This window comes from Methylobacterium sp. PvP105, assembly GCF_017876975.1.
Classification (GTDB): Bacteria; Pseudomonadota; Alphaproteobacteria; order Rhizobiales; family Beijerinckiaceae; genus Methylobacterium; species Methylobacterium radiotolerans.
In genome coordinates this window covers 3941816-3965489 of sequence record NZ_JAGIPA010000001.1, presented here as the reverse complement: position 1 = coordinate 3965489, position 23674 = coordinate 3941816, and the positions used below count along the sequence as shown (strand labels likewise).

Below are 23674 nucleotides of genomic sequence, written 5' to 3'. Positions count from 1 at the left end.
AAATGACACCTGTCGCTGACAACCGCATACAACACGGGAGGCAACGCGATGGAGTCCGGTCAGCGGATCGAGATGGCGCTCGATCGCGCCGTTGCGCACGCGGAGGCGCCCGGCGCGCCGCCCCTTCTGGCGGAGGCTCTCCGCTACGCGGTGTTTCCCGGCGGCCACCGGATCCGACCGCGCCTGTGCCTCTCGGTGGCCCGCGCCTGCGGCGACGACGACCCGGCAGGATCCGTCGCGGCCGCCGCCGCCATCGAGTTCCTGCACTGCGCTTCCCTGGTCCACGACGACCTGCCGTGCTTCGACGACGCGCCGATGCGGCGGCAGAAGCCCTCCGTCCACGTCGCCTTCGGCGAGCCGATCGCCGTCCTGACCGGCGACGCCCTCATCGTCCTCGCCTTCGAGACCCTGGCGCGATCCGTCGGGCGGCATCCGGCGCGCCTCGGCCGCCTCGTCGGGCTTCTCGGCCGCGCCGCCGGGTCGCCGTCGGGCATCGCGGCCGGGCAGGCCTGGGAATCGGAGGCGCATATCAGCCTGAGCGACTACCAGCAGGCGAAGACCGGCGCGCTGTTCGCCGCCGCCACCGTGGCAGGCGCTGCCGCGGCGGGGGCTGAGCCGGAGCCCTGGCGTCGCCTCGGCGAGTGCCTGGGAGAGGCCTATCAGGTCGCCGACGACCTGCGCGACGTCGCCTGCCGGCAGGAGGAGATCGGCAAGCCCGCCGGGCGCGACGCGACGCTGGGCCGCCCCAACGCCGCAGCCCTCCTGGGCACCGGCGGGGCGATGGAGCGCCTGTCCCGGCTGACACGCGAGGCGGTCGCGGCGATCCCGGCCTGTCCGGGCGCGGCCGCGCTCACCGCCGAGATCGAGGCGCAGGCGCGGCTGTTCCTGCCCGCGAGCCTGCGGGCGGTGGTGGCCTGAGCGCCGGATCGCTCCCCGGAGCCGGCACGGTGCCGCCTGCCCCGTCCGCCTGGGCGGACAGGTGGCTCGCGTGGCGCAATCGCCTGGTCGCGAGCCCCCGCTTCCAGCGCTGGGCGGCGGGTTTTCCGCTGACGCGCCGCGTCGCACAGCGCAACACGCGCGCGCTGTTCGACCTCTGCGCCGGCTTCGTCTACGCGCAGGTTCTGACCGCCTGCATCCGCCTCAACCTGTTCGCGATCCTGGCCGAGGGCCCCCTGACCGTCGACGCGCTGGCGCGGCGGCTCGACCTTCCGCCGGACGCAGCGCGACGCCTGCTGCGCGCCGCCGAGTCCCTCGGGCTGCTGCGCGCCCTGTCGGGCGACCGTTTCGGGCTGGCCGACCTGGGAGCCGCGCTCGTCGGCAATCCCGGCATCGCCGCCATGATCGAGCATCACGCGCTGCTCTACGCCGACCTCGCGGATCCGGTCGCCCTGCTGCGCGGACAGGCTCAGCCGACCCGCCTCGCGGGCTACTGGCCCTATGCGGCGGGGGCGGCGGGCGACGCGCACGCGGTGGCCCCCTACAGCAGTCTGATGGGCGCCTCGCAGGCGCTGATCGCCGATGACGTGCTCGACGCCTGCGACCTGTCGCGCGTCCGGCACCTCATGGATGTCGGCGGGGGCGAGGGCGCCTTCCTGCGGGCGGTTGCGGCGCGGCACGCGACACCCCGCCTGACCCTGTTCGACCTGCCGGCCGTCGCCGACCGCGCCGCCGCGCGCCTCGGGCAATCCGACCTCCGCGAGAGGATTGCCTGCCGCGGCGGCGACTTCCACGACGGACTGCCCGCGGGCGCCGACACGATCTCGCTGGTGCGGATCGTCCACGATCACGACGACGCGCCGGCCCAGGCGCTGCTGGGCGCGGCCTACGCGGCGCTGCCGCCGGGCGGCACGCTGCTCATCGCGGAGCCGATGGCCGGGACGCCGGGCGCGGAGCCGGTCGGCGACGCCTATTTCGGTTTCTATCTCCTGGCGATGGGCTCCGGCCGACCGCGCCGGGCCGAGGAACTGCGCGCGATGCTCGCGGCCGCAGGATTCACCGCCACACGCGAACATCCGACACGACGCCCTCTCCTCGCGCGGGTGCTGAGAGCCCGAAAAACGGGCGCTCAAAAGTAAGTGTGACTTGACGCTGACTTGTGTCTATCTAGGATGACACAGAGCGGCTTCGTACCGGAGAGAGTCGCGACGCAAAGGGTGGACAGTTCCAGCCATGGACGCTCTGGCCGTCATTCTGGAAAACCCGGAGCACCTCTCGGTTCAGCGCCTGGCCCTGACGCCGCCCGGCGATGCGGACGCGGTCGTGGCAGTGGCGTGGAGCGGGATCAGCACCGGCACCGAGCGCCTGCTCTGGTCGGGGCGGATGCCGCCCTTTCCGGGCATGGGCTACCCGCTGGTGCCGGGATACGAATCGGTCGGCACCGTCGTGGAGGCGGACTCGGGCGCCTCGGTCCGTGTCGGCCAGACCGTCTACGTCCCGGGGGCCCGCTGCTTCGGCGCTGTCCGCGGCCTGTTCGGTGGCGCGGCGTCCCATCTGGTCGCGCCGGCCGCGCGCCTCGTGCCGGTGGACGGGGCCCTGGGTGAGCGGGCCTGCCTCCTGGCGCTGGCAGCGACCGCCCATCGCGCCCTCGGGCGCCTCGTTCCCGGCGCGACGCCGCTCATCGTCGGGCACGGGGTGCTCGGCCGGCTGCTCGCCCGGCTGACGCTGGCGGCGGGCGCCGCGCCCACCGTCTGGGAAACCGACCCCGTCCGCGCGTTGGGCGACCACGGCTACGCCGTCGTTGCGCCCGACGCGGATCCGCGCCGCGACTACGCGACGATCACGGATGTCAGCGGGAACGCCGCCGGCCTCGATGACCTGATCGCCCGCCTGGCACCGGGAGGCGAGATCGTCCTCGCCGGTTTCTACGAGGCGCCCCTCAGCTTCGCCTTCCCGCCCGCCTTCATGCGCGAGGCCCGGATCCGGATCTCCGCGGAGTTCCGGCCCGAGGACACGGCCGCGGTGACGCGGCTGATCGACGACGGTCGGCTCTCGCTCGACGGGCTGATCACCCACCGTGCCCCGGCGGCACAGGCCCAGGACGCCTACCGCACCGCGTTCGCGGATCCGGGCTGCCTGAAGATGATCCTCGACTGGAGGGACGCCGCGTGAACGTTCAGCTCAACAAGGCCGCCCTGTCCCAAGCGACCCAGCTCCGCGCCGAGGCCGCGATCGAGCCCGACGCGGTCGCCACCGCGCCGGCGAAGAAAGAGACGCAGATCATCGCGATCTACGGCAAGGGAGGCATCGGCAAGTCGTTCACGCTCGCCAATCTGAGCTACATGATGGCCCAGCAGGGCAAGAAGGTCCTGCTGATCGGCTGCGATCCGAAGAGCGACACCACGTCCCTCCTCTTCGGCGGCAAGGCCTGCCCGACCATCATCGAGACCTCGACCAGGAAGAAGCTCGCGGGCGAGTCGGTCGCGATCGGCGACGTCTGCTTCAAGCGCGACGGCGTCTACGCCATGGAGCTCGGCGGCCCCGAGGTCGGGCGCGGCTGCGGCGGGCGCGGCATCATCCACGGCTTCGAGCTGCTCGAGAAGCTCGGCTTCCACGAATGGGGCTTCGACTTCGTCCTGCTGGACTTCCTGGGCGACGTGGTCTGCGGCGGCTTCGGCCTGCCGATCGCGCGCGACATGTGCCAGAAGGTCATCGTCGTCGGCTCGAACGACCTGCAGTCGCTCTACGTCGCCAACAACGTCTGCTCGGCGGTTGAGTATTTCCGCAAGCTCGGCGGCAATGTCGGCGTCGGCGGCCTCGTGATCAACAAGGACGACGGCACCGGCGAGGCCCAGGCCTTCGCGGAGGCCGCCGGCATCCCGGTCCTGGCCTCGATCCCGGCCGACGACGACATCCGCCGCAAGAGCGCGAATTACGAGATCATCGGCAAGCCGGAGGGGCGCTGGGGCACCCTGTTCGCGGAGCTCGCCGCGAACGTCGCCGAGGCCGCGCCGCATCGCCCGACGCCGCTCACGCAGGACGGGCTGCTCGGCCTGTTCTCCAGCGAGACCACCGGCCGCGACGTGGTCCTGGTCCCCGCGACCCACGAGGACATGTGCGGGGTCGCCCAGGTGTCCAAGCCGTCCCTCGAAGTCGTCTACGACGAGGTCTGACGCGCATGGCCGTCTCCCTCGACATCGCCGATCTCCGCGCCCGCCAGGCGCCGGCCAACGTCGACTTGGCCGCCGCGCAGAGCGACGGCCTGGGCTGCCACGCCGGCAAGGACGCGATGGTGGCGGCCGCCGAGGCCGCCGGCATGTCGGAGACCCTGGCGCAGCTCCGCAGCGACTATCCGCAGGGACCGCACGACCAGCCGCAGAGCATGTGCCCGGCCTTCGGCTCGCTGCGCGTCGGACTGCGCATGCGGCGCACGGCGACGATCCTGTCGGGCTCGGCCTGCTGCGTGTACGGCCTGACCTTCACGTCGCACTTCTACGGCGCGCGGCGCAGCGTCGGCTACGTGCCGTTCAACTCCGAGACGCTCGTCACCGGCAAGCTGTTCGAGGACATCCGCGAGGCGGTCCACGCCACCGCGAAGCCGGAGGAGTACGACGCCGTCGTCGTCATCAACCTCTGCGTCCCGACCGCGTCCGGCGTGCCGTTGCGCCTGCTGCCGAAGGAGATCGACGGCGTCCGGGTGATCGGCATCGACGTGCCGGGCTTCGGCGTGCCGACCCACGCCGAGGCCAAGGACGTCCTGGCCGGCGCGATGCTGAAGGTCGCGCGCTCGGAAGCCGAGCAGGGCCCCGTTGCGGCGCCGCGCGGTGGCCGTTCCGAGCGCCCCAGCGTGGCGCTCCTCGGCGAGGTCTTCCCGGCCGATCCGGTGGTGATCGGATCGCTCCTGGAGCCGCTGGGGCTGTCTGCCGGCCCGGTGGTGCCGACCCGCGAGTGGCGCGAACTCTACGCGGCCCTCGACTGCGCCGCGGTGGCGGCGATCCACCCGTTCTACACGGCCTCGATCCGCGAGTTCGAGGCGGCGGGCCGCCCGATCGTCGGCTCGGCCCCTGTCGGCGTTGACGGCACCGCCGACTGGCTGGACCGGATCGGCGAGGCCTGCGGGGTCGCGCGGGCAACCGTCGAGGCGGCCAAGAACACGATCCTGCCCGGCATCCGCGGGGCGCTCGGCGCGATGCCGATCAGGGGTCGGATCACGCTCTCGGGCTACGAGGGGTCGGAGCTGCTCGTGGCGCGCCTCCTCGTCGAGAGCGGCGCCGAGGTTCCCTACGTCGGCACGGCCTGCCCGCGCACGCCCTGGTCAGAGGCGGATCGCGACTGGCTGGAGGCCCGCGGCACGCAGGTGCATTACCGCGCCTCGCTGGAGGACGATCTCTACGCCTTCGAGTCGCTAAAGCCCGATCTCGCCATCGGCACGACGCCGGTGGTGCAGCGGGCCAAGGAGCGCGGCACCCCGGCGCTCTACTTCACCAACCTGATCTCGGCGCGCCCGCTGATGGGTGCGGCCGGCGCGGGCTCGCTCGCCACGGTGATCAACGCGGCGCTGGGCAACAGGGCGCGGTTCGACGCCATGCGCGACTTCTTCGAAGGCGTCGGCACCGGACACGCCGCCGGCGTCTGGCAAGAGGTGCCGCAGAAGCGCCAGGGACCGAAGATCGAGGGCCCCAAGACGCCGATCGGGGAGATGGCCTGATGCTGATCCTCGATCACGACCGGGCCGGTGGCTACTGGGGCGCGGTCTACGTCTTCACGGCGATCAAGGGCCTGCAGGTCGTCATCGACGGCCCCGTGGGCTGCGAGAACCTGCCGGTCACCTCGGTGCTGCACTACACTGACGCGCTGCCGCCGCACGAATTGCCGATCGTCGTCACCGGTCTCGCCGAGGAGGAGCTCGGCCGCCACGGCACCGAGGGCGCGATGAAGCGCGCCCACGCGACCCTCGATCCGGGCCAGCCCAGCGTGGTGGTCACCGGCTCCATCGCCGAGATGATTGGCGGCGGCGTGACGCCGGAGGGCACGGGCCTCCAGCGCTTCCTGCCGCGCACCATCGACGAGGACCAGTGGCAGGCCGCCGACCGGGCGATGCGCTGGCTCTGGCAGGAATACGGCGCCAAGAGATTCGCCAAGAAGGGCATCCCGGCCCGGCCCGAGAAGAAGCCCGGCGAGAAGCCGCGGGTGAACTTGATCGGCCCGGCCTACGGCACGTTCAACATGCCCTCGGACCTCGCCGAGATCCGCCGACTGGTCGAGGGGATCGGCGCCGAGGTGAACTTGACTTTCCCCCTCGGCGCGCACCTCGCCGACGTGCCGAAGCTCGTCAACGCCGACGCCAACATCTGCCTGTACCGGGAGTTCGGCCGGCTGCTCTGCGAGGATCTTGGGCGGCCCTACCTGCAGGCGCCGATCGGCATCCTCTCGACGACCAAGTTCCTGCGCTCGCTCGGCGAGATCCTGGGCCTCGATCCCGAGCCGTTCATCGAGCGGGAGCGGCACACGACCATCAAGCCGGTCTGGGATCTCTGGCGCTCGGTGACCCAGGACTTCTTCGGCACCGCGAGCTTCGGCATCGTCGCCACCGAGACCTACGCGCGCAGCGTTCGCCACTTCCTCGAAGACGAGATGGGCCTGCCCTGCCACTTCGCCTTCGGGCGCTCGGCCGGGCTGAAGCCCGACAACGCCGCGGTCCGCGCCGCCGTCGCGGCCAGGCCGCCCCTGGTGCTGTTCGGTTCGTTCAACGAGCGGATGTACCTCGCCGAGACCGGGGCCCGGGCGGCCTACGTCCCGGCCTCCTTCCCCGGCGCGATCATCCGGCGGCACACCGGCACGCCGTTCATGGGCTACGCCGGGGCGACCTACCTGGTTCAGGAGGTCTGCAACGCCCTGTTCGACACCCTCTTCCACATCCTGCCGCTCGCCCGCGACATGGACAAGGTCGAGGCGACTCCGACCCGGCGCCACGCCGAGCTGCCGTGGGACGAGGCCGCCCGGCAGGCGCTCGACGCCCTGGTCGAGGCCCAGCCGGTGCTCGCCCGCATCTCCGCCGCCAAGCGCCTGCGCGACGCCGCCGAGCGGGCCGCCCGCGACACCGAGGCCGCCGCCGTGGCGCCCACCCACGTGGCGCGCGCCCGGGCCGCCCTCGTCGCGGGAGCCCCCGCATGAGCCGCCTTTCTGTTTCACCCAGAGGAGACCTGACGATGCGAACGATGGTCCCGACCGGCCGCCAGCACCAGGAGGCGGTCCAGTTCCGACTGATCCTGGCGGCGACCTACCCGTTCTTCCTCGCCGCCGCGGCGCTGAACCGGTTCCGGCCGAGCCGCGAGACGGCCCGCCCGGGCCTGACGCCGGCGCGCCGCTCGGTCTTCGGCGAGGCCCGCGCCATGGCGGTTCAGGCGATCCCCTTCGCCTTCATGGGCTGACACGCCCCTGAGCGAGACGCTTCCGTCCGGTCACGCGGGGGAAGTCGGGCCGTGATCGCCGAGAGGCATCGCGGCTGAACCCGTCGCGTCTCGCCAGAGGCGCGGCCAACACACGGAGGTCTGAACGATGGCGAGTGGACCCGTCACAACAGAGAGACCGAGCAGCCTGTCCGGGCTGACGGAACCGGAAGCCAAGGAGTTCCACGCGATCTTCCTGACGAGCTTCCTCATCTTCACGGCGATCGCCGTGGTCGCCCACATCCTCGTCTGGCTGTGGCGTCCGTGGCTCCCCGGACCGCAGGGCTACGCCTCTCTCGAGGGCGTCCGCGACGCGGCCCACGCCCTCGTCACGATGATCGGCTGAGGAGGATCGGATGCACAAGGTTTGGTTGCTCTTCGATCCGCGGCGCACGCTGGTGGCTCTGTTCACCTTCCTCTTCATCCTGGCGCTGCTGATCCACTTCATCCTGCTCTCGACCGACCGGTTCAACTGGCTGGACGGCCCGAGAAACAACAAGGCGGCGGAGAATACCATCACGCTCGCCCTGCCGCAGATGCCGGCCTGACCGCCGGTCCGGACCGCGGCGCGCGAGGGCCGCGGTCACCCTTCCTTCCTCTTCTCCGGCCTGACTGAGGAGCAGCCGCCATGGCGATGCTGAGCTTCGAGCGCAAATACAGGGTCCGCGGCGGCACCTTGCTCGGCGGCGACCTGTTCGACTTCTGGGTCGGGCCGTTCTTCGTCGGTTTCTTCGGCGTGGTCGGGATGTTCTTCACGGTACTGGGCACCGCGCTCGTCATCTACGGCGCGGCGATCGGACCGACCTGGAACGTCTGGCAGATCAACATCGCGCCGCCCGACATCAGCTACGGCCTGCGGCTGGCGCCGCTCAAGGAGGGCGGTCTCTGGCAGATCATCACCATGTGCGCGCTGGGCTCGTTCGTGTGCTGGGCGCTGCGCGAGGTCGAGATCTGTCGCAAGCTCGGCATCGGCTACCACGTGCCCGTGGCCTTCGGGATGGCGATCTTCGCCTACTTCACCCTCGTGGTGATCCGGCCGCTGCTGATGGGCGCCTGGGGCTACGGCTTCCCGTACGGCATCCTCAGTCACCTCGATTGGGTGTCCAACACCGGCTACCAGTATCTCCACTTCCACTACAACCCGGCCCACATGCTGGCCGTGACGTTCTTCTTCACGACGACTTTGGCCCTGGCGATGCACGGCGGCCTGATCCTGTCGGCGACCAATCCGAAGAAGGGCGAGACCGTCAAGACGCCCGAGCACGAGGACACGTTCTTCCGCGACACGATCGGCTACTCGATCGGCACGCTCGGCGTTCACCGCCTCGGCCTGTTCCTGGCCCTGTCGGCGGGATTCTGGAGCGCGGTCTGCATCGTCATCAGCGGGCCGTTCTGGACGCAGGGCTGGCCGCAATGGTGGGGCTGGTGGCTCAACCTGCCGGTGTGGCGATGATTGATCGCACGGGATCGGAACGAGGGGACTAACGCGGGTCGCCGCCGCTCGGTGCGCGGCACTCCGGGGGAGGGCAGGCCATGGCCTATTACCAGAACATCTTCACGCAGGTTCAGGTGCGCCCGCTGGTACCGGAGCACGGCGTCCCGGTGGCGGTCGACGACCGCGTCGGCAAGCCGTTCAACAGCTACCTGTTCGGGCTCATCGGCAACAGCCAGGTCGGACCGATCTACATCGGCTATATCGCGGCGCTGTCGATCACCTGCGGCCTGATCGCCTTCGAGATCATCGGGCTCAACATGTGGGCGTCGGTGAACTGGGATCCGGTCCAGTTCGTCCGGCAGCTGCCGTGGCTGGCCCTGGAGCCGCCCCTGCCGAAATACGGGCTGAAGGTGCTCCCGCCCCTCAACGAGGGCGGCTGGTGGCTCATCGCCGGCTTCTTTCTGACGGCCTCGATCCTGCTCTGGTGGGTTCACCTCTACCGGCGGGCGCGGGCACTCGGGCTGGGCACCCACGTGCCGTGGGCCTTCGCGTCGGCCATCTGGCTCTATCTCGTCCTCGGCTTCATCCGGCCGCTCCTGATGGGTTCGTGGTCGGAAGCCGTGCCCTTCGGCATCTTCCCGCACCTCGACTGGACCGCGGCCTTCTCGCTCCGCTACGGGAACCTGTTCTACAACCCGTTCCACATGCTCTCGATCACGTTCCTCTACGGATCGACGCTGCTGTTCGCCATGCATGGGGGCACGATCCTGGCCTGCTCGCGCTACGGCGCGGAGCGCGAGATCGACCAGATCGTCGACCGCGGCACGGCCACCGAGCGCGCCGCCCTGTTCTGGCGCTGGACCATGGGCTTCAACGCCACGATGGAGTCGATCCACCGCTGGGCGTGGTGGTTCGCCGTGCTGACGACGCTGACCGGCGGCATCGGCATCCTGCTCACCGGGACCGTGGTCGACAACTGGTACCTCTGGGCCGTCAAGCACGGCGTCGCGCCCTCCTACCCGCAGGTCTACGGCCCGATCGTGGATCCCGCCCATCTCGCACCCGGCATGAAGCCGTGAGGAGGCCGTCATGAAGACGATTCTGGCGGTCGCCGGCGGGGCGCTGGCCCTCTTCCTCACCATCGCGATGTTCGGCGGCGCCGGCTGGACCCATCCGCCGATGGCGAACAAGCAGACCGGCTTCCGCGGGACGGGGATGGACCTGATCCGCACAAGAGCCGGCAACGAGGCGCTGTCGGACGCCAACAGGGCGCCCGCGCCGGCCGATCCGGCCGAGGCGGGCGGCGACAAGGCCTCGGCCGTCTATCAGAACGTCCAAGTTCTAGGCGATCTCTCGGCCGAGCAGTTCAACCGTCTGATGGTGTCGATCACCGAGTGGGTCGCGCCGCAGCAGGGCTGCACCTACTGCCACAGCACCGAGAACATGGCGTCCGACGAACTCTACCAGAAGCGCGTCGCCCGCCGCATGATCCAGATGACGCAGTACATCAACGCCACGTGGAAGGAGAATCACGTCCATCAGGCGGGGGTGACCTGCTACACCTGCCACCGCGGCAACCCGGTGCCGGCCAATATCTGGTTCGACCACCCGGTTCAGGGGGCGGGGCGCTTCATCCCGCGCAACAACAGCCAGAACCTGGCCTCCGCGGAAGTCGGCAACACCTCGCTGCCGTACGACGTCTATCAGGCCTTCTACCAGCACAAGGAGACGTCGGAGGACGCGGTCCGGGTCAACGCGACCACGGCGCTGCCCGAGACGAAGGGCAAGCCGATCCAGGACGCGGAGAAGACCTTCGCGATCATGATCAGCATGTCGCAGTCGCTCGGGGTGAACTGCACCTTCTGCCACAACACCCGCTCGGTCGCGCAGTGGGACACCAGCACGCCCAACCGCGTCCATGCCTGGTACGGCATCCGCATGGTGCGTGACCTCAACCAGGACTACATGGAGCCGCTGACCTCGACATTCCCGCGCAACCGGCTCGGGATCCTGGGCGACGCGCCGAAGATCAACTGCGCCACTTGCCACAACGGCGCCAACAAGCCGCTCAACGGCGCCAACGTGATCGAACCCTATCCGGAGCTGTCGCGCCCGACGATCGCCGTGAGCCTGCCGACCGGCGAGGCCAAGGACCCGATCCCCGGGACCGAGACCCCGACGCCGAAGCCCTGATCGGGCCCGGAGCGGCCGGACCGACCGGCCGCTCCGCTCAAGCTACAGGGAACCTCCGTGAGGTAGGGGCGTCGATACCGGCGGCCAAGCTCGGCCCTGCGGAGGCGCCCGTGACCATCACCATCTCGAACCTCCAGCCGCTGATCGCGATCCTGGCCGGGATCCTGATCCTCGTGATGCCGCGGCTGCTCAACTACATCGTCGCGATCTACCTGATCGTCGTCGGCGTGATCGGGCTCGGAATCCTGCATTGAGGGGTTGCGCCCGCACCGTGGGGTCGCGGGCCTGACAGACCGTCGAACCCGTCAGCCACGCACGCACAGGGCCATCGCGCGTTCATCTTGCGTTGCGTTGCGGGATGGTCCAACCCCGCCCATCAGCTCGGCCGGCGCCGGGCACCAGATACGGACGGGATCGACATGGCGACCGGCAGCGCGAAGTGGGTCTATGCCTTCGGCGACGGCAAGGCGGAGGGCAAGTCGCAGATGCGCGACTTACTCGGCGGCAAGGGCGCCAATCTGGCCGAGATGTCCAACCTGGGCCTGCCCGTCCCGCCCGGCTTCACCATCACCACCGAGGTCTGCACCTACTTCTACGATCACGGCAAGGCCTACCCGCCGGAGCTGAAGGACCAGGTCTCGGCCGCGCTCGCGCAGGTCGGCGCGCTCACCGGCCGCAAGTTCGGCGACTCGACCAATCCGCTGCTCGTCTCGGTCCGCTCGGGCGCCCGGGCCTCGATGCCCGGCATGATGGACACGGTGCTCAATCTCGGCCTCAACGACGAGACCGTCCTGGCCCTCGCCAAGGAGGCCGACGACGAGCGCTTCGCCTACGATTCCTATCGCCGCTTCATCACCATGTACTCCAACGTCGTCCTCGGCGTTGAGCACCACGCCTTCGAGGAGGCGCTGGAGCAGTACAAGGAAGGCAAGGGCTTCGACCTCGACACCGAGCTCGGCGCCGGCGACTGGAAGACCCTAATCCAGACCTACAAGAAGATCGTGCGCGACGAGCACGGCTCCGACTTCCCGCAGGGGGCGGACGACCAGCTCTGGGGCGCGATCGGCGCCGTGTTCAATTCCTGGATGATTCCCCGCGCGAAGAAGTACCGGGAGCTAAACAACATCCCGGAGAGCTGGGGCACGGCCGTCAACGTGCAGGCCATGGTGTTCGGCAACATGGGCGACACCTCGGCCACCGGCGTCGCCTTCACCCGCAATCCCTCCACCGGCGAGAAGGCGCTGTACGGCGAGTTCCTGATCAACGCGCAGGGCGAGGACGTGGTGGCGGGCATCCGCACGCCGCAGAACATCACCGAGAAGGCGCGGGAAGAGGCCGGAAGCGACAAGCCTTCGATGGAGAAGGCCATGCCCGAGAGCTTCGCGGAGCTGACCCGGATCTACGGGATCCTGGAGTCGCATTACCGTGACATGCAGGACATGGAGTTCACCATCGAGAAGGGGAAGCTCTGGATGCTCCAGACCCGCAACGGCAAGCGCACGGCCAAGGCCGCCCTGCGCATCGCCGTCGATCTGGCGGGCGAGGGGCTGATCTCCCGCGAGGAGGCGATCGGCCGCGTCGAGCCCGGCGCCCTCGATCAGCTCCTGCACCCGACGATCGACCCGAAGGCCGAGCGCAAGGTCATCGCCTCCGGCCTGCCGGCCTCGCCCGGCGCGGCGACCGGCGAGATCGTGTTCAACTCCGAGGACGCGGAGGCGCACCGCAAGGCCGAGCGCAAGTGCATCCTGGTGCGGATCGAGACCTCGCCCGAGGACATCCACGGCATGCACGCCGCCGAGGGCATCCTCACCACCCGCGGCGGCATGACCAGCCACGCGGCCGTCGTCGCGCGCGGCATGGGCAAGCCCTGCGTCTCCGGCGTCGGCTCGATCCGGATCGACTACAAGGCGCAGACCCTCACGGTCGGAGGCACGACGCTGAAGGCCGGCGACAAGATCACCATCGACGGCTCCACCGGTCAGGTGATCCAGGGTGAGGTGAAGATGCTGGAGCCCGAGCTCTCCGGCGATTTCGCCACGCTGATGGAGTGGGCGGACGCGTTCCGGGCCATGAAGGTCCGGGCGAACGCCGACACCCCGACCGATGCGCGCACCGCCCGCAACTTCGGCGCCGAGGGCATCGGCCTCTGCCGCACGGAGCACATGTTCTTCGAGGGCGACCGCATCATCGCGGTGCGCGAGATGATCCTGGCGGACGACGCCGAGGGCCGCCGCGCGGCGCTGGCGAAGATCCTGCCCTACCAGCGCCAGGACTTCCTGGAGCTGTTCACGATCATGTCCGGCCTGCCGGTCACGATCCGCCTGCTCGACCCGCCGCTCCACGAGTTCCTGCCGCACACCGACGCCGAGGTCGCCGAAGTCGTGAAGGCGACGGGCGTCTCCGAGGAGAAGATCCGGCATCGGATGCGCGAGCTCTCCGAGCATAACCCGATGCTCGGCTTCCGCGGCTGCCGCCTGGCGATCGCCTTCCCGGAGATCGCCGAGATGCAGGCCCGAGCCATCTTCGAGGCCGCCGTCCAGGCTGCCGCGGACACCGGCCAGGCAGTGACGCCCGAAGTCATGGTGCCGCTGGTCTTCACCCGCGCCGAGTTCGACATCGTGAAGGCCCGCATCGACGCCATGGCGAGGGCCGTGTCCGAGGAGAAGGGCGCGACCCTCGACTACCAAGTCGGCACGATGATCGAGCTGCCGCGCGCCGCCCTTAAGGCCGGCGAGATCGCCGAGACCGCGGAGTTCTTCTCCTTCGGCACCAACGACCTGACGCAGACGGCGCTCGGCATCTCCCGCGACGACGCCGCCACCTTCCTGGGGCCCTACACCCAGAAGGGCATCCTGCCGGCCGATCCGTTCATCACGATCGATCAGGAGGGCGTGGGCGAGCTGGTGCGCATCGGCGTGGAGCGCGGCCGCAAGACGCGTCCGGAGATCAAGCTCGGCATCTGCGGCGAGCACGGCGGCGACCCCGCCTCGGTGGGCTTCTGCCAGGAGGTCGGGCTCGATTACGTGTCCTGCTCGCCCTATCGGGTGCCGATCGCCCGGCTCGCGGCCGCCCAGGCAGCGCTGGGCAAGGTCGCCGGCAAGGAAGGCTGAGGCCGGTCCGGGGGGCGCCGAGCGCGTCCCCCTTTCGGCTATCAACCGTCCGGACGAGGATCAGTGGAAAAACTCGCCTTTCGGTCGAACTCGCCTCCTCGTGAGGCGTTCTTCGGTTGAATGGGTACACCCGATGTGCGCCTTATCGGCCCGCGTCGGGTTCAGCATCGCCCGTCAGAGTCGGCCGCCATGTCTCACAGCCCATCGCCGCTGTGCCTCGCCGAGACCGGAGCGGTCGCGTCCGTCCCCAGCGTCGCCGTTCGCGCCTACCTCGCCCTCGTCGCCGGTCTCGGCGGTCTCGTCACGGCAGTGATGCTGATGATGTCCGTCGCGGCCAATAGCGGCAACGAGGCGGAGCGCATCTCGGCGACGCAGGAGGACAGCTACGCGACCACGCTCGTCGGCGCGCTGGCGGTCAACCTCTCCAAGCCCCTGCGCTGAGCTCGCCGGTCACTCCGTGCGACCCACGGGACACGGCCGATTCGCAGCTTCGCAGCTTCGACGGCGGGTGCTCTGAACGCGCCGCGCGGTTCACCGCGCCCCTGAGACAGGGCGCGCGGCAGAGCCGGTGAAACGGCTGGGCAGATCGTCGCCCGGGCTGCGGGGACTGAACCGCGTCGTGACCCGGTCGGGCGCCGCGCCGACCACCGCATCGGGCGCGGTGCCGCGCAGCCGCGTGGTGGCCACGTGCACGGGAACAGCCCGGCTCGCCGGGGCCGCGCCCGGACCGGCCGAGACGGAATCGAACAGGGCCCGCAGCTGTGCCTTCGCGTCCGCGTCCGGCGCCACGAGAGCGCGCGCGCGCGCCGAGAGCGGTGCCGCCGGCTTGTCGAGGGCGCGGATCTCGCCCGCGGGCGCGAGGTTGGCCATCCCGCGCTCCAGCGCCGCGAACTGCACCGGACGCGGCGGCGGCAGCGGCATGGTCAGGCTCGCCGCGACGGCGGCCATATCGGTGGGGCGCCGCGGTGGGAGCGGTGCCGTGACGGCGGTCACCGTATCGTCGACGGCAACCGGCTGACTGGCGGTCAGGAGCGACTTGGCGTCGGCGGGCTTGGACTCGACACCCTTCGCCTGCGCGCGCTCCGCCAGCGAGCCGCGCAGGGCGTCGTCGGCCGCTGGCGCCGCGTAGGCGAGGGCCGCGCGCGCGCCCACCGGATCCTGCGGATCGGCGCTCGCCACGGCGACGACGGGCGCGCGCCGCGCTCGCTTCGCAGTCTCCACCGGGGCCGGCATCGGCGCGGGCTCCGGCGCGTACCGTCCGCCGCCGAACAGGCTGGCCAGGAAGCCGAACAGGCCGGGCCCGTCCTCCTCCTCGCCGCTGGCCATCTGCGTCGTGAGGCCCGCCACGGTGCCGCCACGGGCCAGGATCTCGGCCTTGGCCTCCTCGTAGCGGGGGAAGGGGCGGTTGTCGCTCGGGAGCAGCACGGTCTTGCCGTCCGGGAACAGCCGGGCGAGCTGATCGTGGGTCATGCGCGGCCACATGCGCACTGACCCCACGTCGAGGTGTACGAAGGGCGTTCCGGCATGGGGATACCAGCCGACGCCGCCGCGCTGCATCCGGAGACCGACCTCGCGGATCCGGTCGATCGACACGTCCGGCAGGAAGAAGTCCATCGCCTTGCCGAGCATGTGCTGGCTGTACTCGGCCACCATCTTGGACCGGCGGCGCAGCATCGCGTTGGTGCCCGGCGACCGGTAGGCCGACACGACGTGGATCGGCTGGGTCGCACCGACCTGGCGATAGGCCTCCCAGACCGTATCGAACAGCCGCGGGTCCATCTTGGTCGGCTCGTTGACCCGCCAGTCGCGGAGGAGCCAGTTCAGTTGCTCGAGGGCCGCGCGGTCGTACCGGCCATCGCGCTTGAACGTGATGGTCGCGCTCTCTTGCGTGTGCGTGTGATAGATCGTCAGGGAGCGCGTGTCGCCGTTGGCGACCGCGTCCTCGGTCTCGGCCGTCCCGGCGATCAGTCCGAGCACCAGGCCGGATAGGGCGAGGGTGAGATGGCGAAGGGCGCGCGGGAGACTGGGCACGACGGTCCTGATCCTCTCCCGACAGCCTGACCCGACGCTTGTTGAACCGGGTTCGCGACCGAAACGGCTAAGGCTCGACCGTGGCGAAAACGTGCCCGGCTGTGCGGCCTCGCACGCGAAAGTTGCTGGTGGAGCCGGTGGACTACCACCACCCGCGCGGCGCCGCCTGCTGCGGCGCGGGCGTCCAGAGACCCGGCTCGCCGTATTCCGGCGCGCTGTCGGCCCGGGCGGCGCGGCGCAGGGGGCGGCGCGGCGCGTCCGCCTCCTCGTAGCGTCCGGTCGGCCACGCGTCAGCACCCGCGAGCGGGCGCTCGGGGGCGCGGCGATGGACCGTCCGGGTCGCGGGCGGCTTGGGAGCGCGCTCGGCCTTGCGCCGCGGCGGCTCGTCCGGCAGCCGGGCGATCGCAGGCCCGCCACCGCCCGGCAGCCCGAGGGCCGCGCGCATCGGCGCGTCGTAGCCGTAGAGGTCCGGCAGGGTGCGGTAGGTGCCACCGTCGTCCACGAAGGCGGTGAAGTAGGCGAGGTGGACCGGCAGCTTCTCCGGCAGCCGGATCGTGCGCTCACCCTTGCCGATCAGCTTCTTCAACCGGTCCTCGGACCAGTTCGGCAGCACCACGTCGGCGAGGCGGAACGGATCGTCGACGCGCACGCAGCCGTGGCTGAAATCGCGCTTCGAGGCGGAGAACAGCGAGCGGTTCGGCGTGTCGTGCAGGTAGACCGCGTGCTGGTTCGGGAACATGAACTTGATGAAGCCGAGGGCGTTGCGCTCCCCCGGGGGCTGGCGCAGCGAGATGTGCCCGCCGCGACGGACGACCTCGTAGCCGCCCCAGGTCTTGCCGCCGTAGCCGGCGAGCTTCGGCGCCATCGTCTTCAGGATCGAGGGCGGAACGTACCAGGACGGGTTGACGACCGCGTACTCCATCATCCCGGAGAACAGCGGCGTGCGCGATTCCGGCTTGCCGACGATGACCCGCGCCTCGTCGCGCATGACGCCGCCCCGGTAAGCGCGCAGGCGATATTCCGGCACGTTGACCAAGATGTAATCCGAGCCGAGGTCGCCCGGCAGCCAGCGCCAACGCTCCATGTTGACGATGAGCTCGGCCTCTCCGCCCGTCGGGCGCGCCGTGCGGCCGGCATCGGCGAGGGCCAGGACCGTCTGGACGTTCAGGGTGCCGTTGCCCGGCAGCCCGCGGCCGCGCTGGAACTTCGCCACCGCGTCGGCCACGCCCGAATCGTACTCCTCCGGTTCGCCGGGACCCTTGTCCAGGGTCGCGGCCGGACGGTTCTCGAGGTTGAAATGCGCCCGCAGCAGCGGGACGCGGGCATCGCGCATGCCGACGCGGAGAACCGGCCCGGCCGGGAGGCGCAGCGGCTTGACGGCGGTCGGCGCCGGTCCGCGCAGGGCGGCGAGCCGCGCCTTCAGCGCCAGGTAACCCGGGGTTGCGGGATTGTAGGCCTGCAGCGCCTCGCCGGCCTTCGCGCCGGCCTCGTCGAGCTTCGCCAGGACGTCGTTCCCGGCGGGAAGATCGAGGTGCGGGGTGATCAGCCGCGAGATGGAGGCCAGGTTGATCCGGCCGCCGCGGGCATCCCGGGCATAGAGCACCGCCGCCGCGGACAGGCGCAGGTCGGCGTCGGCGACCGCCTTCTCGTCGGGCTTATCGGCGAGGGTCGGGACCGTGTAGGCGCGAGGTTCGAGACCGTCCTCGGCGGCGGCCGCCAGCCGCGCCGAGACCGCCTTCGCGGCGTCGGTCCAGGCTCCGCCGGAGATCCAGAGCGGCTTGAAGCTGCGGGCCTCGTAGAAGCTCCGGATCGCGTCGCGCTCCTTGCCGGTGAGACGCAGCAGAAGGGGGGCGGGATCCGCGAATCGTGCGAAGACCGCCGCGCCGAGCGGGTCCGTCGGGGCGACCGGAACCGCGGCGGCGGGGGCCGGGGCCGGCTCGGCCGCCGGCGCCTCCGGCTTGTAGTCGGGCAGGGCCGTCGTGGCGGGCGCCCCCGGATCCGCCTGCGCGGGCGCGGCCGGCGCAGGCGAGGCAACGGCCGGGGCTGCGGGGACATCGGCGGTCGGCTGGTCCAGTGCGGCCGTCGCGGCACGGGGGGAGCCGGCCGGGGCCAGCGTGCCGCCGAGGAGGGCGGCCAGCGCGATGAGGCTGGAGCGCGGGACGCGCATCGTAATCTCCCGGGGTGCGGCGGCAGGACCGCACGCTCAGATTGTGATTATCCGCGCAAGCGTGGCTTTCAGCAACCGCAGTTATCGCGAATAGAAGGCTGGTCCTGCAGATGAATGTGTCATTTCTGATACCGCTCAGCTTACGATCCGCTCAATGATCTGCCGGCCAGGTGCAGCAGGGCCGAGAATTTCACTGACCGTTGCCGAAACGAATGCGCGCGGTGCGCTAGCGCACGCCGCGCACGATCAGGCCGCATCCTCGGTTTTAGCGTCGTCCTCCAGGCCCAGATCCTTGAGCTTGCGGTAGAGCGTGGACCGGCCGATGCCGAGGCGGCGCGAGACCTCCGACATCCGCTGCCGGTAGAACTGGAGCGCGAAGCGGATGATCTCCGCTTCGAGGACGTCCATCGGCTTCATCTCGCCGGTCTCCTCGGCGACGAGCGACATGGCGTGCGGATCGCGGACCTCGACGCGGACGATCTCGCGCACCGGCTCGGGGGCGTAGGCCGGCATCTGCGGCTGGACCGGCGCCGCCGGGATCCGGACGTCGAAGCCTTCGACCTGCGCGGCGATCTGCGGGAATTCGGAGACAGTCAGTTCGTCGCCGTCTGCCAGCACCACGGCGCGGAACAGGGCATTCTCCAGCTGCCGGACGTTGCCCGGCCAGGGATAGCGCGTGAGCAGGGCCATCGCCTCCGGGCTGATCGCCCGCACGCGCTTGCCTTCCTCGGCCGAGAACCGCGCGCAGAACGAGCGGACGAGATCCGGGATGTCCTCGCGGCGCGCCCGCAAGGGGGGCAGCGTCATCGGGAAGACGTTGAGGCGGTAATAGAGGTCCTCGCGGAACTTGCCCTGCTTCACGAGGTCGAGCAGCGACCGGTTCGTCGCCGAGACGAGCCGGATGTCCACCCGCACCGAGCGCTTGCCGCCGACGGGATCGACCTCGCCCTCCTGGAGGGCGCGCAGCAGCTTGACCTGCGCGTCGAGGGGCAACTCGCCGATCTCGTCGAGGAACAGCGTCCCGCCCGAGGCCTCGACGAACTTGCCGGCGTGCTTCTCGGTAGCGCCGGTGAACGCCCCCTTCTCGTGGCCGAACAGGGTGGATTCCACCAGGTTCTCCGGGATCGCCCCGCAATTGACCGTCACGAACGGCTTGCCGCGCCGGTCGCCCGAGCCCTGGATCGCCCGGGCCAGGACCTCCTTGCCGACGCCGGACTCGCCCTCGATCAGCACCGGGATGTTCGACTTCGCGGCCCGCTCGGCGAGGCGGATCACCCGCTCCATGTCGGGGCTCTTCGAGGTGAGATCCTTGAAGGTGAGCGCCCCGGAGGCGCGGCGGCGCATGCGGCGCACCTCCTCCTCGAGCGTGTCGACCCGCAGGGCGTTCTTGATCGAGACCTGGAGCCGCTCCGCGCCCGCGGGCTTGACCACGAAATCCACCGCGCCGGCCCGCATCGCGCTGACCACCGTGTCGATGGACCCGTTAGAGGTCTGGACGATGACCGGCGTGGCGAGGCCGCTCTTGCGCATCTCGGCCAGGACACCCAGCCCGTCGAGCCCCGGCATGACGAGGTCGAGGAGCACGACATCCGCCCCCTCGGATCTCAGAAGGCTCAGCGCGTCCGCGCCCGTCTCGGCGATCCGCGCCTCGAAGCCGAAACGGCGCACGGCCGCCTCGGCCAGGCGCCGCTGGACCGGATCGTCATCCACGATGAGCACGGTGGCGGACATAGCGGCTCCCTGAACGGCGCACGAAGGCCGGACACGCGACGCGGGTTCGACCCGCTCGCGGCCTCCGATTCGGCGACTGTTTCGTTTCGAGCCGCAGGGTGACCGACACTCGTAAAGTGCCGCTTAACGACGTTCGCGGCGCGTCGTCACCGATCGCGCGCCGGTCCGACGGACCGCCCGCGTTGAACGCGTGGCGGCACGCTCGATATCAGGGTACGGGGCCGGAGCCCTTGGAGAGGATTGCACACCATGATGCCGAGCCACACCGCCTCGCCGGTGACTGTCCGCCTGCCGGAGGGCGTGAGTGCCGCGCGCGCCGCCGCGAAGGCTGCCGACCTCGGCCATCTTCCGGAATGGGACCTCACGGATCTCTATTCCGGCCTCGATGATCCGAACTTCTCCGGCGACATGACTCGCGCCGAGGAGGAGTGCCGCCGCTTCTCCGAGACCTATGCCGGCCGGATCGCCGAGCTCGCCGCCGGGCCGGACGCGTCCGCGCGTCTGGCCGAGGCGGTGCGGACCTACGAGGGCATCGAGGACCTGCTCGGCAAGCTCATGTCGTTCGCGGGGCTCGTGTATTCCGGCGACACCACCGACGAGGCGCGGGCCAAGTTCTACGGCGACACCCGCGAGCGGCTGACCGGCGCCTCGGCGGATCTCCTCTTCTTCGCCCTGGAGCTGAACCGCGTCGACGACGCCGCGATGAACGCCGCGATGGCCGGAGGGCCGCTCGCGCACTACGCCCCGTGGATCGAGGACCTGCGGCGCGAGAAGCCGCACCAGCTCGATGACCGCACCGAGAAGCTGTTTCTCGAGAAGTCGGTCACGTCGAACGCCGCCTGGGACCGGCTGTTCAACGAGACGATCGCCTCGCTGCGCTTCACCGTGCAGGGCGAGGAGATGCCGCTGGAGCCGACGCTCAACAAGCTTCAGGATCCGGACGGCGCGGTCCGCAAGGAGGCGGCCGGCGCGATCAGCGCGGTGCTGCGCGGCCAGCTGCGGGTCTTCACGCTCATCACCAACACGCTGGCGAAGGACAAAGAGATCAGCGACCGCTGGCGCGGGTTCAAGGACGTGGCCGACGCGCGCCACCTGTCGAATCGGGTCGAGCCCGAGGTGGTGGAAGCACTCGTCGACGCGGTGCGGGCGGCCTATCCCCGGCTGTCCCACCGCTACTACACGCTCAAAGCGAAGTGGTTCGGGCAGGAGGCGCTGCCCTACTGGGACCGCAACGCGCCGCTGCCGCGCGTCGAGCAGCGCACGATCCCGTGGACGGAGGCCCGCGACACGGTGCTGTCCGCCTACGACGCGTTCTCGCCGAAGATGGCGGGGATCGCGCGGCGCTTCTTCGACGAGCGCTGGATCGACGCGCCGACCCGTCCGGGCAAGGCGCCGGGCGCCTTCGCGCATCCGACCGTGCCCTCCGTCCACCCCTACGTGCTGGTCAACTACCAGGGCAAGCCGCGGGACGTGATGACGCTGGCGCACGAGCTCGGGCACGGCGTCCACCAGGTGCTCGCCGGGCCGAACGGCGCCCTGATGGCGCCGACGCCCCTGACCCTCGCCGAGACGGCGAGCGTGTTCGGCGAGATGCTGACCTTCCGTCGGCTCCTCGCCGCGACCACCGACACGACCCAGCGCCGTGCCATGCTCGCCGCCAAGGTCGAGGACATGATCAACACGGTGGTGCGCCAGATCGCGTTCTACTCGTTCGAGCGGAAGGTCCATCTCGCCCGCGCCAAGGGCGAGCTGACCACCGACCAGATCAACGCGCTGTGGCTGTCCGTCCAGGCGGAATCGCTCGGTCCGGCGATCACGCTGGATTCAGGCTACGAGCCGTTCTGGGCCTACATCCCGCATTTCATCCACTCCCCGTTCTACGTCTACGCCTACGCGTTCGGCGACTGCCTGGTGAACTCGCTCTACGGCGTCTACGCCCGGGCGGAGGAGGGCTTCGTGGACCGCTACTTCGCGCTGCTCTCGGCCGGCGGCTCGAAGCCCTACGGCGAGCTGCTCGCGCCCTTCGGCCTCGACGCCAAGGATCCGGGCTTCTGGCAGATCGGTCTCGGGATGATCGAGAGCATGATCGTCGAGCTGGAGAGCATGGAAGGTCGGGCCTGAGCGGGGCGCCGAGGGCTCGGCCGATGCCCGCGGCGCAGGGACCCACGCCCCTGGTTCGCGGCCGGGGGCGGCTTATCTGCGGATCATCGTCAGACGAGCAGATCGAGTGATGGCCGAGACCGACCGCGAAGCCAACCGCTTCTCCGCCCGCGCCGGGCGCTACGCCAGCGTGGGCGCCAATGTCGGCGGTGTCGCCGCCCGGATGGCCATGGCGCGGCTGTTCGGAAAGGAGGGCACCACCAACGCCGCCGCCCTGGCGCAGGCGCTGGGCGGCCTGAAGGGGCCGATCATGAAGGTGGCCCAATTGCTGGCCACCGTCCCGGACCTGCTCCCGCCGGAATATGCCACCGAGCTGCAGAAGCTCCAGGCCGACGCGCCGCCGATGGGCGCGGCCTTCGTCCGACGCCGGATGCAGTCGGAACTCGGCGCCGGCTGGCAGGCGCGATTCGGGAGCTTCGACCTCAAGCCCGCGGCCGCGGCCTCGCTGGGGCAGGTCCACCGCGCGACCACCGAGGACGGCGAGCGGCTCGCCTGCAAGCTGCAATATCCGGACATGCAATCGGCCGTGGAGGCCGACCTCAAGCAGCTGGAGGTCGCGTTCGCGCTGCACCGCCGGATGAACACGTGGCTCGATACGCGCGAGATCGCGAAGGAGATCGGCGCCCGGGTGCGCGAGGAACTCGACTACGAGCGCGAGGCCAAGCACGCGGCGCTCTACGGGGCCGTGCTGAAGGACATCGCCGCGGTGCGCGTGCCGCGCGTCTTCCCTGAGCTCTCGACGAAGCGCCTGCTCACGCTCGGCTGGCTCGACGGAGACAAGATCCTGGGCTTCGCCGACGAGCCCGTCGAAGTGCGTAACCGGATCGCTCAGGCGATGTTCAAGGCGTGGTGGCACCCGTTCAGCCGGGCGGCGGTGATCCACGGCGACCCGCATCTCGGCAATTACACGGTCTTCTCTGACGCCGGAGAGGCCGCCGGGATCAACCTGCTGGATTACGGCTGCGTCCGGATCTTCCATCCGCGATTCGTCGGCGGCGTCGTGGACCTCTATCGCGGCCTGCTGGAGAACGACGACGCCCGCATCGTCCACGCCTACGAGGTCTGGGGTTTCAAGGATCTCGACAAGGAGAAGATCGAGATCCTGAACATCTGGGCCCGCTTCATCTACGGGCCGCTGCTCGAGGACCGCACCCGCACCGTCGCGGACGGGGTGAAGCCAGGGGAGTACGGTCGGCGGCAGGCCTTCCAGGTCCATCAGGCCCTGAAGGAGCGGGGACCGGTGACGGTGCCGCAGGAATTCGTCTTCATGGATCGTGCCGCCGTGGGTCTGGGCGCCGTGTTCCTCCACCTCAGGTCGGAACTCAACTACCACCGGTTGTTCGAAGCCGAGATCGAGCATTTCTCGCTGGACGAACTCACGAAGCGTCAGGGTCGGGTGCTCGCCGAGGCGGACCTGCCGAAACCGGCCTGAGTCGGCGCGAAGATCCACCGAGAGAGCGAT

At 70.3% G+C, this 23674-nt stretch carries 20 protein-coding genes; 17 read left to right on the top strand and 3 right to left on the bottom strand.

Annotation, left to right across the window (positions count from 1 at the left end; genetic code table 11):
• Window positions 1-48 precede the first annotated feature (48 nt).
• From J3A75_RS19585 to J3A75_RS19515, 15 genes are all read left to right on the top strand, one after another.
• Window positions 49-918: a polyprenyl synthetase family protein gene (locus tag J3A75_RS19585; protein ID WP_012319774.1), complete on the top strand. Its 870-nt coding sequence runs from the start codon at window positions 49-51 to the stop codon at window positions 916-918.
• 29 nt (window positions 919-947) lie between these two features.
• The gene (locus tag J3A75_RS19580; RefSeq protein WP_083374362.1) at window positions 948-2075 is read left to right on the top strand and encodes a methyltransferase; all 1128 of its coding nucleotides are present in this window, start codon (window positions 948-950) and stop codon (window positions 2073-2075) included.
• Between the two features lie 94 nt (window positions 2076-2169).
• Window positions 2170-3108, top strand: coding sequence for a chlorophyll synthesis pathway protein BchC (gene bchC / locus J3A75_RS19575; RefSeq protein WP_070999714.1), 939 nt, complete (start codon window positions 2170-2172; stop codon window positions 3106-3108).
• Window positions 3105-4109 carry a chlorophyllide a reductase iron protein subunit X gene (locus J3A75_RS19570; RefSeq protein ID WP_024829698.1) on the top strand — a complete coding sequence of 335 codons (1005 nt, stop codon included), beginning with the start codon at window positions 3105-3107 and terminating at the stop codon, window positions 4107-4109. Before bchC ends, J3A75_RS19570 begins: the two co-directional genes overlap by 4 nt.
• Window positions 4110-4114: 5 nt before the next feature.
• The gene (bchY, locus tag J3A75_RS19565) at window positions 4115-5644 is read left to right on the top strand and encodes a chlorophyllide a reductase subunit Y (protein ID WP_012319770.1); all 1530 of its coding nucleotides are present in this window, start codon (window positions 4115-4117) and stop codon (window positions 5642-5644) included.
• A complete protein-coding gene (gene bchZ / locus J3A75_RS19560; RefSeq protein WP_209650692.1) occupies window positions 5644-7110 on the top strand; it encodes a chlorophyllide a reductase subunit Z in 1467 nt (488 codons plus the stop codon). The genes bchY and bchZ overlap by 1 nt, the downstream gene beginning before the upstream one ends.
• 35 nt (window positions 7111-7145) lie before the next feature.
• Window positions 7146-7367 carry a hypothetical protein gene (locus tag J3A75_RS19555; protein ID WP_012319768.1) on the top strand — a complete coding sequence of 74 codons (222 nt, stop codon included), beginning with the start codon at window positions 7146-7148 and terminating at the stop codon, window positions 7365-7367.
• Window positions 7368-7494: 127 nt separating this feature from the next.
• Window positions 7495-7731 (top strand): light-harvesting antenna LH1, beta subunit, encoded by a 237-nt coding sequence (pufB, locus tag J3A75_RS19550; RefSeq protein WP_012319767.1) that lies wholly within the window; start codon window positions 7495-7497, stop codon window positions 7729-7731.
• Between the two features lie 10 nt (window positions 7732-7741).
• Entirely contained in the window at window positions 7742-7933 is a 192-nt protein-coding gene (gene pufA / locus J3A75_RS19545) for a light-harvesting antenna LH1, alpha subunit (RefSeq protein WP_012319766.1), read from the top strand.
• A gap of 80 nt (window positions 7934-8013) precedes the next feature.
• Window positions 8014-8838 (top strand): photosynthetic reaction center subunit L, encoded by an 825-nt coding sequence (gene pufL / locus J3A75_RS19540; protein ID WP_012319765.1) that lies wholly within the window; start codon window positions 8014-8016, stop codon window positions 8836-8838.
• A gap of 80 nt (window positions 8839-8918) precedes the next feature.
• Window positions 8919-9899 carry a photosynthetic reaction center subunit M gene (gene pufM, locus J3A75_RS19535; protein WP_012319764.1) on the top strand — a complete coding sequence of 327 codons (981 nt, stop codon included), beginning with the start codon at window positions 8919-8921 and terminating at the stop codon, window positions 9897-9899.
• A 10-nt stretch (window positions 9900-9909) separates the two neighbouring features.
• Complete coding sequence (pufC, locus tag J3A75_RS19530; protein WP_043073917.1) at window positions 9910-11013, top strand: photosynthetic reaction center cytochrome PufC; 1104 nt, start codon at window positions 9910-9912, stop codon at window positions 11011-11013.
• 110 nt (window positions 11014-11123) lie between these two features.
• Complete coding sequence (locus J3A75_RS19525; RefSeq protein ID WP_012319762.1) at window positions 11124-11267, top strand: DUF3096 domain-containing protein; 144 nt, start codon at window positions 11124-11126, stop codon at window positions 11265-11267.
• A gap of 165 nt (window positions 11268-11432) precedes the next feature.
• The gene (ppdK, locus tag J3A75_RS19520) at window positions 11433-14123 is read left to right on the top strand and encodes a pyruvate, phosphate dikinase (RefSeq protein ID WP_209650691.1); all 2691 of its coding nucleotides are present in this window, start codon (window positions 11433-11435) and stop codon (window positions 14121-14123) included.
• A gap of 189 nt (window positions 14124-14312) precedes the next feature.
• A complete protein-coding gene (locus tag J3A75_RS19515) occupies window positions 14313-14564 on the top strand; it encodes a hypothetical protein (RefSeq protein WP_012319760.1) in 252 nt (83 codons plus the stop codon).
• Between the two features lie 90 nt (window positions 14565-14654).
• On the opposite strand, the gene J3A75_RS19510 is transcribed toward J3A75_RS19515, so the two are convergent.
• The 3 genes from J3A75_RS19510 to J3A75_RS19500 form a co-directional block, all read right to left on the bottom strand.
• Window positions 14655-16154 (bottom strand): DUF882 domain-containing protein, encoded by a 1500-nt coding sequence (locus J3A75_RS19510; protein WP_209650690.1) that lies wholly within the window; start codon window positions 16152-16154, stop codon window positions 14655-14657.
• A 142-nt stretch (window positions 16155-16296) separates the two neighbouring features.
• Window positions 16297-18321 carry a murein L,D-transpeptidase gene (locus J3A75_RS19505; RefSeq protein ID WP_058606810.1) on the bottom strand — a complete coding sequence of 675 codons (2025 nt, stop codon included), beginning with the start codon at window positions 18319-18321 and terminating at the stop codon, window positions 16297-16299.
• A gap of 246 nt (window positions 18322-18567) precedes the next feature.
• Window positions 18568-20052: a sigma-54-dependent transcriptional regulator gene (locus J3A75_RS19500; RefSeq protein ID WP_012319757.1), complete on the bottom strand. Its 1485-nt coding sequence runs from the start codon at window positions 20050-20052 to the stop codon at window positions 18568-18570.
• 249 nt (window positions 20053-20301) lie between these two features.
• Between J3A75_RS19500 and J3A75_RS19495 the strand changes: the two genes are divergently transcribed.
• Complete coding sequence (locus J3A75_RS19495) at window positions 20302-22173, top strand: M3 family oligoendopeptidase (RefSeq protein WP_012319756.1); 1872 nt, start codon at window positions 20302-20304, stop codon at window positions 22171-22173.
• A 109-nt stretch (window positions 22174-22282) separates the two neighbouring features.
• Window positions 22283-23644 (top strand): ABC1 kinase family protein, encoded by a 1362-nt coding sequence (locus J3A75_RS19490; protein ID WP_012319755.1) that lies wholly within the window; start codon window positions 22283-22285, stop codon window positions 23642-23644.
• The last annotated feature ends 30 nt before the right edge of the window (window positions 23645-23674 follow it).

Coding starts and splice junctions, on each gene's coding strand:
- pufB (WP_012319767.1), top strand. CDS start 7,495: ATGGCGAGTGGACCCGTCACAACAGAGAGACCGAGCAGCCTGTCCGGG.
- J3A75_RS19505 (WP_058606810.1), bottom strand. CDS start 18,321: ATGCGCGTCCCGCGCTCCAGCCTCATCGCGCTGGCCGCCCTCCTCGGC.
- pufL (WP_012319765.1), top strand. CDS start 8,014: ATGGCGATGCTGAGCTTCGAGCGCAAATACAGGGTCCGCGGCGGCACC.
- J3A75_RS19500 (WP_012319757.1), bottom strand. CDS start 20,052: ATGTCCGCCACCGTGCTCATCGTGGATGACGATCCGGTCCAGCGGCGC.
- bchY (WP_012319770.1), top strand. CDS start 4,115: ATGGCCGTCTCCCTCGACATCGCCGATCTCCGCGCCCGCCAGGCGCCG.
- J3A75_RS19490 (WP_012319755.1), top strand. CDS start 22,283: ATGGCCGAGACCGACCGCGAAGCCAACCGCTTCTCCGCCCGCGCCGGG.
- J3A75_RS19495 (WP_012319756.1), top strand. CDS start 20,302: ATGATGCCGAGCCACACCGCCTCGCCGGTGACTGTCCGCCTGCCGGAG.
- ppdK (WP_209650691.1), top strand. CDS start 11,433: ATGGCGACCGGCAGCGCGAAGTGGGTCTATGCCTTCGGCGACGGCAAG.
- pufM (WP_012319764.1), top strand. CDS start 8,919: ATGGCCTATTACCAGAACATCTTCACGCAGGTTCAGGTGCGCCCGCTG.
- J3A75_RS19585 (WP_012319774.1), top strand. CDS start 49: ATGGAGTCCGGTCAGCGGATCGAGATGGCGCTCGATCGCGCCGTTGCG.
- bchZ (WP_209650692.1), top strand. CDS start 5,644: ATGCTGATCCTCGATCACGACCGGGCCGGTGGCTACTGGGGCGCGGTC.
- pufC (WP_043073917.1), top strand. CDS start 9,910: ATGAAGACGATTCTGGCGGTCGCCGGCGGGGCGCTGGCCCTCTTCCTC.
- bchC (WP_070999714.1), top strand. CDS start 2,170: ATGGACGCTCTGGCCGTCATTCTGGAAAACCCGGAGCACCTCTCGGTT.
- J3A75_RS19515 (WP_012319760.1), top strand. CDS start 14,313: ATGTCTCACAGCCCATCGCCGCTGTGCCTCGCCGAGACCGGAGCGGTC.
- pufA (WP_012319766.1), top strand. CDS start 7,742: ATGCACAAGGTTTGGTTGCTCTTCGATCCGCGGCGCACGCTGGTGGCT.
- J3A75_RS19555 (WP_012319768.1), top strand. CDS start 7,146: ATGCGAACGATGGTCCCGACCGGCCGCCAGCACCAGGAGGCGGTCCAG.